Origin of the sequence: Pseudomonas sp. MD195_PC81_125, from assembly GCF_014060985.1 — a bacterium.
Taxonomy (GTDB): Bacteria; Pseudomonadota; Gammaproteobacteria; order Pseudomonadales; family Pseudomonadaceae; genus Aquipseudomonas; species Aquipseudomonas parakoreensis.
In genome coordinates, this window is the sequence record NZ_JABULD010000254.1 from 20,480 (window position 1) to 27,679 (window position 7,200).

A 7,200-nucleotide genomic window follows, 5' to 3' on the forward strand; every position below is an offset into this window, starting at 1 on the left:
GTCTGTGCTTTGCTGTTGAGGTCGATACATTCACGGCGCCACGCGCGCCACGGGGAGCAGACATGCTGGAAAGGCTGTTTCAACTCAAGGCACACAACACCAACGTGCGGACCGAGATTCTGGCGGGCGTCACGACTTTCCTGGCCATGGCCTACATTCTGTTCGTCAACCCGAGCATTCTCGGCGAGACCGGCATGGACAAAGGCGCGGTGTTCGTCGCCACCTGTCTGGCAGCCGCCATCGGCTCGACCATCATGGGCCTGATCGCCAACTACCCGATCGCCCTCGCCCCGGGCATGGGCCTGAACGCCTTCTTCACTTACACCGTGGTGCTGCACATGGGCCACACTTGGCAAGTGGCGCTGGGCGCGGTGTTCATCTCGGCGGTGTGCTTCTTCCTGCTGTCGATCTTCCGCATCCGCGAATGGATCATCAACAGCATCCCGCTGCCCCTGCGCTCGGCGATTGCCGCCGGTATTGGCCTGTTCCTGGCGCTGATCGCCCTGCACAACGCCGGTATCGTGGTCAGCAACCCGGCGACCATGGTCGGCCTCGGTGACCTGAAAGCCCCGGCGCCGATCCTCGCCACGCTCGGCTTCGCCCTGATCGTCGCTCTCGAAGCACTGAAAGTGCGCGGCGCGGTGCTGATCGGCATTCTGGCGGTGACCATCATTTCCATCGCCATGGGCTTCACCCCGTTCGGCGGCGTGACCTCGATGCCACCTTCGCTGGCCCCGACCTTCATGCAACTGGACATCAAGGGCGCCCTGGACATCGGTCTGGTCAGCGTGATCTTCGCCTTCCTGTTCGTCGACCTGTTCGACAACTCCGGCACCCTGATCGGCGTCGCCAAGCGCGCAGGCCTGATGGGCAAGGACGGCCACATGCCGAAAATGGGTCGTGCACTGATCGCCGACAGCACCGCGGCGATGGCCGGTTCGCTGCTGGGTACTTCGACCACCACCAGCTACATCGAATCCGCTGCGGGCGTGAGTGCCGGCGGCCGTACCGGTCTGACAGCGATCGTTGTGGCGATCCTGTTCCTGTTGGCGCTGTTCTTCTCGCCACTGGCGGCCAGCGTTCCGGCGTTCGCCACCGCACCGGCGCTGCTGTTCGTCGCCGTGCTGATGACCTCGGGCCTGGCGGAAATAGACTGGGAAGACATCACCGTTGCCGCACCGGTCGTGGTCACCGCGTTGGCGATGCCGTTCACTTACTCGATCGCCAACGGCATCGCCTTCGGTTTCATCGCCTGGACCGTGATCAAACTGCTGTCGGGTCGCGCCCGTGAGCTGAACCCGGCGCTGGTGATTCTGTCGATTCTGTTCGTGATCAAGTTGGGTTGGTTCAACGCATGACATTCGATTCCCAGGCCTACGCCACTCAGCTCGAAGACAAGGTCACGCGTTTGCGTGACCTGCTGGCCCCGTTCGATGCGCCAGAGCCAACCGTGTTCGACTCGCCGCTGCAGAACTTCCGCCTGCGCGCAGAATTTCGCCTGTGGCGCGAGGCCGGCGAACGGCACTACGCGATGTTCTCCCAGGACGACAAACGCACGCCGATCCTGATCGAAGAGTTCCCGATTGCCAGCCTGCGCATCAACCAGTTGATGCCGCAGCTCAAGGCGGCGTGGCAAGCCAGCGCGGCGCTGAGCCACAAGCTGTTCCAGGTGGAATTCCTGACCACTCTGGCCGGCGACGCGATGATTACCCTGTGCTATCACCGTCCGCTGGACGAGCACTGGCATGCGGCCGCGTCGAAGTTGGCGGCTGATCTCAACGTCAGCGTCATCGGGCGTTCCAAGGGCAAGCGCGAAGTGATCGGCCACGATTACGTGGTGGAGAAACTCGACGTCGGCGGTCGCACCTTCAGCTACCGTCAGCCGGAAGGCGCGTTCACCCAGCCCAACGGCACGGTGAACCAGAAGATGCTCAACTGGGCCTACGAAGCACTGGGCGATCGTCCTGACGATCTGCTGGAGCTGTATTGCGGCAACGGCAACTTCACCCTGCCGCTCGCCACCCGCGTGCGCAACGTGCTGGCCACCGAGATCAGCAAGACCTCGGTCAACGCCGCACTGAGCAACCTCAGCGAAAACGCTGTGGATAACGTCACGCTGGTGCGGCTGTCCGCCGAAGAGCTGACCGAAGCACTCAACGAAGTGCGCCCGTTCCGTCGCCTGCAGGGCATCGACCTGAAGAGCTACGAGTTCGGCAGCGTATTCGTCGACCCGCCGCGCGCCGGCATGGACCCGGACACCTGCGAGCTGACGCGGCGCTTTGACAACATCCTGTACATCTCCTGCAACCCGCAAACCCTGGCGGCCAACATCGCCCAACTGCACGACACGCACCGCATCAGCCGCTGCGCGATGTTCGATCAGTTCCCGTGGACGCATCACATGGAGTCCGGGGTGTTGCTGACCCGGCGTTGATGGCCAATGCCAGATGCGAGAAAGCCGTCGTGATTGACGGCTTTTTTGTGGACGCCACAAAAGATCGCAGCCTGCGGCAGCTCCTACCTCTGGAATGCGGTCCTCCTGTAGGAGCTGCCGCAGGCTGCGATCTTTTGTTTTGTGCGATTAACGAACACTAAGCGCCAAGGGCATCGCCGTTCAATTGACCAAGGTAACCATCTGGTACATTTTACCTCCACAGGCTGAAACCCTCAGCCCAAGCCAAAAACAATAAGTGGAGTTTGCCCCCATGCCCCCTATCGTTCTGGTGCTCAACGGCCCGAACCTGAACCTGCTCGGCACCCGTGAACCGGCAACCTACGGTCACGAAACCCTGGCCGATATCTCTGCCCTGTGCGGGCGCGCCGCCGAAGAATTCGGCCTGGCCGTGGAGTTTCGCCAGACCAATCACGAAGGCGAATTGCTCGACTGGATTCACGCGGCACGCGGCCGTTGCGCCGGGATCGTGATCAACCCGGCGGCCTGGACGCACACCTCGGTGGCGATCCGCGACGCCTTGGTCGCCAGTGAGTTGCCGGTAATTGAAGTGCACCTGTCCAACGTGCATGCCCGCGAGCCGTTCCGCCATCACTCGTTCGTCTCGGCCATCGCCACGGCGGTGATGTGCGGCTTCGGCAGCCATGGCTATCGCCTGGCTCTGGAGCATTTCAGTCAGCGACTGAAGGGGCGCGCAGCATGCCCCGTAAACCGGTAATACTGGCTGGCCTGATCGGTGCGGGCATTCAAGCCTCGCGCACGCCAGCCCTGCATGAACACGAAGGCGATGCCCAAGGCTTGCGCTATCTGTATCGGCTGATCGACCTCGATCAGTTGCAACTCGACAGCAATGCCCTGCCCGACTTGCTGCAAGCCGCCGAACGAATGAACTACACCGGCCTGAACATCACCTTCCCGTGCAAGCAGGCGATCATCCCGCTGCTCGACGAACTGTCGCCGGAAGCCCGCGGCATCGGCGCGGTCAACACCGTGGTGCTCAAGGATGGCAAACGCATCGGCCACAACACTGATTGCCTGGGTTTTGCCGAAGGTTTTCGTCGCGGCTTGCAAGATGTCGCCCGTGAGCGTGTCGTGCAGATGGGTGCCGGTGGCGCAGGCGCGGCGGTGGCCCATGCGCTGTTGAGCGAAGGCGTACAGCAACTGAGTATTTTCGACGTCGACCGCGAGCGCGCCGAGAGTCTGGCGAACAACCTCAACCAGCATTTCGGCTCAGGTCGCGCGGTGGCCGGGCGCGATCTGCCGAGTACGCTGAATCAGGCCGATGGTCTGGTGAACACCACGCCGATGGGCATGGCCAAACTGCCGGGCATGCCCGTGCCGGTGGAGTTGCTGCGCAAGCAATTGTGGGTCGCGGAGATCGTGTACTTCCCGCTGGAAACCGAACTGCTGCGCAACGCCCGCGCCTTGGGCTGCCGCACGCTGGACGGCGGCAACATGGCGGTGTTTCAAGCGGTGAAGGCGTTTGAGCTGTTCAGCGGCGTGGTGCCGGATGCGCAGCGCATGCTGGCGCATTTTCAAAGCATGAACGTTTTAAAAGATCAAAAGATCGCAGCCTTCGGCAGCTCCCACAGGGCCTTGTGTAGGAGCTGCCGAAGGCTGCGATCTTTTGCTTGTCAGGGCTGCAAGTAGCGCAACACCGACTCGCAGATCATCTCGCGATGACGCTGCTTGATGCTTTCGTCCGGCAGGTCGATCTGAAAGATCTCACCGAACGTGTGGCGGTTCGAGACGCGGTAGAAGCAGAACGAGCTGATCAGCAAGTGCACATCCAGCGCGTCGAGCCCGGCGCGGAACACCCCTTCTTCAGCACCGCGGCGCAAAATCTCGCCCAGCGAATCGAGGATCGTATTGTTCATCGCCTTGATCGCATCGGAACGCTTCACGAATTCGGCGTTGTGGATGTTTTCGATGCAGACGATGCGCACGAAATCGACGTTGCGGTCGTGGTGATCAAAGGTAAATTCCACCAGTCGGCGAATCGCCACCACCGGCGGCAACTCGGCCAGGTGCAGGCGGTTTTCGGTGCTGCGGATATCGCCGTAAAGCTTCTCCAACACCTCGACGTACAACTGCTCCTTACTGCCGAAGTAGTAATAGATCATGCGTTTGGAGGTATGGATACGCTCGGCGATCGCGTCAACGCGGGCACCGGACAAACCCTGCTGGACGAACTCGACGATCGCCTCCTGCAGGATGTTCTCGCGGGTCTTTTCCGGGTTGTTCTTGCGACTCTTGCGCGGCTCGATGCCGGATTCGACGGGAGCGGCGGGGAGTTCTGAAGTCATTGTCATTGCGGGCTCACGGCCATCACTGCACAGGTGGGCGATTATGGGCCGCGCTGCACAGTGAAGGAAGCCACTCGGCCCGTGTTTAATCCCGCGTTTACGAAATTCCTACAACTTCGCCTGGCGCACCGCGCCGCTGCGTGATTTGGCCATCGCCGCCAGACGTACCGCGACGTTCGCCGCACCATAACCGGCATAGCCGTTTTTACGCTGGATGATCTCGAAGAAGAAGCGCCCCTCGAACGGCTCGGTATAAACGTGGAACAGCTCACCGCCCTGGGCATCGCGGTCGTAGAGCACGTTGTAGTACGCCAGTTCGCTGAGGAATTCATCGTCGAAATCGAAGCGCGCAGCGAGGTCGTCGTAATAGTTGAGCGGAATATCCAGCAACGGCACCCCCGCCTCTTTGGCGCGACTGACTTCAGCGAAGATGTCGTCACAATCGAAGGCGATGTGATGCACACCCGAGCCGCGATAACTCGACAGCGCATGGGAGATCGCGGTATTGCGGTTCTCCGAGATGTTCAGCGGCAAGCGGATCGAACTGTCACGGCTGCGCAACGCGCGGCTCTTCACCAGCCCGTACGGATCGGGCAGTACCACCTCATCGTCGGCCTCGAAATCCAGCAGGCTCTTGTAGAACAGCACCCAACTGTCGAGGCTGTCGGCCGGCAGTGCCATCGCCATGTGATCGATGCGCTTGAGGCCGCCACGGGCCTGAGCGTTCGGCAGCAGATTGAAGTCGGTGCCATAGACATCCGCCGCTTCATCCACCAGATAAATCAGGCTGCCGTCCGGCGCGCGCACCGCGGCCAGTTCCAGTTCGTTGGGGCCGACCAGACCGCGATAGGGCTGGCCCTTATAGGCGACGGCGCGGGCCAGGGCGCTGGCGCTGTCCTTGACCCGCACGGCAGTGGCGCACAGCGACGGGCCGTGCGCCTCAAAGAAACTGTGGCCGAACGAATACGGTTCGGCGTTGAGGATCAGGTTGATATCGCCCTGACGCAACAGGCTCACGCTCTTGGAGCGGTGCTGCCCGGCCTTGACGAAGCCCAGGCGCTCCAGCCAGTTGCTCAGTTTGGCGCCGAGGCTTTCGTCGACAGCGAACTCCAGAAACTCAATGCCGTTGTACTCGCTGGCCGGTGGCGTTTCGAAGAGGATTTCGCGGTTGGCCACCGGCGTCGGTTGCTGCTCCAGCCGCTGACGGGTCTTCTCTTCCAGGTACAGCAGCGAACGCAGACCATCGGCGGCATTCGCCCGTGGTGGTGCGGCGCGGAAGCCGTCGTTGAAAATTTCCAGCGACAACGGACCGGTGTAACCGCTCTGGATGATCGGTGCGAGGAAGCCGGGCAGATCGAACTCACCCTGCCCCGGGAAGCAGCGGAAATGCCGGCTCCACTCCAGCACATCCATGGCGAGGATCGGCGCGTCGGCCATTTGTACGAAGAAGATCTTGTCGCCGGGAATGTCGGCGATCGCGCTTGGATCGCCTTTCAATGACAAGGTGTGAAAGCTGTCGAGCAGCACGCCAAGCGCCGGATGATCGGCCTGACGGACGATGTCCCAGACCTGTTGATACGTATTGACGTGCCGGCCCCAGGCCAGCGCTTCATAACCGATGCGCAACCCGCGCGCGCCGGCCCGTTCGGCCAGCAGGAGCAGGTCATCGACGAGAATCTGTTGATCGCCGATGCTGTCCGCCGAGGCGTTGCTGCAGACCAACACCAGATCGGTGCCCAGTTCCTGCATCAAATCGAACTTGCGCTCGGCCCGCTCCAGATTGCGCGCCAGCCGATCACGCCGGCAGCCCTCGAAGTCGCGAAACGGCTGGAACAGCGTGATAGCGATCCCCAGGTCAGCGCACATCTGCCTGATTTCCCGCGGGCTGCCGTCGTAATACAGAAGATCGTTCTCGAAAATCTCGACCCCGTCGAACCCGGCGGCGGCAATGGCTTCGAGCTTTTCCGGCAGGGTGCCGCTCAGGGAAACGGTGGCAATGGAACGCTGCATGTTTCTACTCCCGGACTTCGCCGCGCTTATCTTTAAGGTAGGAGCTGCCGAAAGGCTGCGATCTTTTGATCCTGATCCTGAAAAGCAAATTCAAAAAGATCGCAGCCTTCGGCAGCTCCTACACCGGATGTTTTTTATCGTGGGGAAATTATTGGCTGCATGACTGCGCACAGCAATTTAAAGTGTACCAGCCGGTTAGTTTTGCGTGCGATTATCGAACACTATGGCGTTTCGACGAATTGACGATTTTTCGTCCACTGCCCACCATCGACTCCACATTGAGTCCGGATATGAACCTTCGGTCGCAGTGCGTGCAAACAACACCACATAACAAATTCAAAAACGGGTGGAACAATGATTCCTTCACAGACTTCCCGCATGGCTCCGGCCATGAGCACTGCCACGGGTGGCATCGGCGACAAGATCCGCGGC

Annotated in this window: 6 protein-coding genes and 1 pseudogene; 5 read left to right on the forward strand and 2 right to left on the reverse strand. The window is 61.1% G+C overall.

The genetic code is table 11. The features are described from left to right. Positions 1 to 62: 62 nt before the first annotated feature. From HT737_RS11190 to HT737_RS11205, 4 genes and pseudogenes are all read left to right on the forward strand, one after another. The gene (locus tag HT737_RS11190) at positions 63 to 1,358 is read left to right on the forward strand and encodes an NCS2 family permease (RefSeq protein ID WP_047296708.1); all 1,296 of its coding nucleotides are present in this window, start codon (positions 63 to 65) and stop codon (positions 1,356 to 1,358) included. Continuing rightward, the gene (gene trmA / locus HT737_RS11195) at positions 1,355 to 2,434 is read left to right on the forward strand and encodes a tRNA (uridine(54)-C5)-methyltransferase TrmA (RefSeq protein WP_047296710.1); all 1,080 of its coding nucleotides are present in this window, start codon (positions 1,355 to 1,357) and stop codon (positions 2,432 to 2,434) included. The genes HT737_RS11190 and trmA overlap by 4 nt, the downstream gene beginning before the upstream one ends. Before the next feature lie 271 nt (positions 2,435 to 2,705). Then, positions 2,706 to 3,170, forward strand: a complete 465-nt coding sequence (gene aroQ / locus HT737_RS11200) for a type II 3-dehydroquinate dehydratase (RefSeq protein WP_182402551.1) — start codon at positions 2,706 to 2,708, stop codon at positions 3,168 to 3,170. Then, positions 3,152 to 3,997, forward strand: a pseudogene (locus HT737_RS11205) (shikimate dehydrogenase); the annotation flags it as partial. The gene aroQ and the pseudogene HT737_RS11205, both read left to right, overlap by 19 nt. Before the next feature lie 89 nt (positions 3,998 to 4,086). Here HT737_RS11205 and HT737_RS11210 read toward each other — a convergent pair. After that, positions 4,087 to 4,764 carry a TetR family transcriptional regulator gene (locus HT737_RS11210; protein ID WP_007963740.1) on the reverse strand — a complete coding sequence of 226 codons (678 nt, stop codon included), beginning with the start codon at positions 4,762 to 4,764 and terminating at the stop codon, positions 4,087 to 4,089. 102 nt (positions 4,765 to 4,866) lie between these two features. Continuing rightward, complete coding sequence (quiC, locus tag HT737_RS11215; RefSeq protein WP_182402553.1) at positions 4,867 to 6,768, reverse strand: 3-dehydroshikimate dehydratase QuiC; 1,902 nt, start codon at positions 6,766 to 6,768, stop codon at positions 4,867 to 4,869. A 65-nt stretch (positions 6,769 to 6,833) separates the two neighbouring features. On the opposite strand from quiC, the gene HT737_RS31190 reads away from it, so the two are divergent. Further along, the coding region (locus HT737_RS31190; protein WP_220459369.1) for a hypothetical protein at positions 6,834 to 7,200 on the forward strand (367 nt) is incomplete at its 3' end.

What these genes read in the sequence shown, in the direction of transcription:
- HT737_RS11190 (WP_047296708.1), top strand. Translation starts at nt 63, where the DNA reads ATGCTGGAAAGGCTGTTTCAACTCAAGGCACACAACACCAACGTGCGG.
- trmA (WP_047296710.1), top strand. Translation starts at nt 1,355, where the DNA reads ATGACATTCGATTCCCAGGCCTACGCCACTCAGCTCGAAGACAAGGTC.
- aroQ (WP_182402551.1), top strand. Translation starts at nt 2,706, where the DNA reads ATGCCCCCTATCGTTCTGGTGCTCAACGGCCCGAACCTGAACCTGCTC.
- HT737_RS11210 (WP_007963740.1), bottom strand. Translation starts at nt 4,764, where the DNA reads ATGACAATGACTTCAGAACTCCCCGCCGCTCCCGTCGAATCCGGCATC.
- quiC (WP_182402553.1), bottom strand. Translation starts at nt 6,768, where the DNA reads ATGCAGCGTTCCATTGCCACCGTTTCCCTGAGCGGCACCCTGCCGGAA.